This window comes from Faecalibacterium hattorii, assembly GCF_003287455.1.
In the GTDB taxonomy this organism is placed as follows: Bacteria; Bacillota; Clostridia; order Oscillospirales; family Ruminococcaceae; genus Faecalibacterium; species Faecalibacterium hattorii.
This window is the reverse complement of sequence record NZ_PRLC01000046.1, coordinates 1-1,231: the sequence shown is the minus strand read 5'-3', so window position 1 is coordinate 1,231 and position 1,231 is coordinate 1. Positions and strand designations below refer to the sequence as shown.

Here is a 1,231-nt window from a genome sequence, read left to right as displayed (position 1 = left end):
CAAGGTTCTTTTTCACTAAGGCTTCAAACTCCGCCCGGTTGCTGATAGAATAGTCCTCGATTTTCTTCAGCACTTCCGCGATGGTCTGCATGAGCAAGTCCGCGTCCATGATGTGCGGGGAATGGCATTTGGGGTTCTTGGCTTTCCCCTTGTGGTACTCGCTGCAAAAAGCAACGTGCCGCTTGCCGCCGTTCCGGTAATCAATACGAATGTGCATTTTTGCGCCGCAGTCCTTACAGAAAAGTAAGCCGGACAGAGGGTGGATTTCCCCGTCCCCATTGGGGCGTCTGACGGGTGCGTTTTCCAAAATCCGCTGTACGGTTTCAAAATCGCTGCGGCTGATAATCGGCTCATGCACATTTTCTGTGATGTGCCACTGGCTCCGGTCTACATAGTGGTTATGCTTATCCCGGAAATGCTTTGTAGTCTTGAAGTTGACCACATCGCCGCAATACTCCTGCCGTGTGAGGATGTTGGTCAAGGTGGCTTTGTTCCACTTGCAGCGGTTATCCTCGTTGAGCGTCTTATTTTTACAGGTTCCCCGCCCGCGGTCTTTCATGTAGAAAGTGGGGGTTGGGATTTGCTCCTGTGTCAGATATACGGCGATTTGGTTGCGGTTTTTCCCGCCGATAAACAGACGGAAAATCAAACGGACAACCTCGGCGGCTTCTTCGTCGATTATCCAAAAATCCTTGTTGTCCGGGTCTTTGACATAGCCGTAAGGGGCTTCGGTGACAATCGGCTTTCCACTCATGCCTTTGGTCTTAATGCCCGTTTTCACTTTCTTGCTGATGTCCTTTGCGTACCACTCCGACATGATATTGATAAAGGGCGCAAACTCCAATGTGTCGGGTTTCTCGCTGTCAATGCCGTTGTTGACCGCGATAAAGCGCACATTGTTCCGTCTGAATATCTCCATCGCGTTGCCGACTTGGAGATAGTCGCGCCCCCAGCGGGTAAGGTCTTTCATAATGCAGACACCGATTTTCCCGTTTTCCACATCGTCCATCATGCGGGAGTAGGCGGAACGGTCAAAAAACCTGCCGCTTTCGTCATCGTCGATATAGTGCCGGATATTGGTTAGATGCTGCCCTCTGGCATAGTTCTCCAAAAATATTTTTTGGTTCTGTATGCTGTTGCTCTCGCCGCCGTCCCTATCCTCGTCGCCCACGGAAAGGCGGGAGTAAAGGGCTGTAATTTTGCTATAATCAGTCATGTGCATAACCTCCTG

At 50.7% G+C, this 1,231-nt stretch carries 1 protein-coding gene; it reads right to left on the bottom strand.

What is annotated here, in order from left to right; genetic code table 11:
• Positions 1-1,231, bottom strand: a 1,231-nt coding sequence (locus C4N23_RS13690; RefSeq protein ID WP_242983813.1) for a recombinase family protein, incomplete at both ends; no start/stop codon positions are given.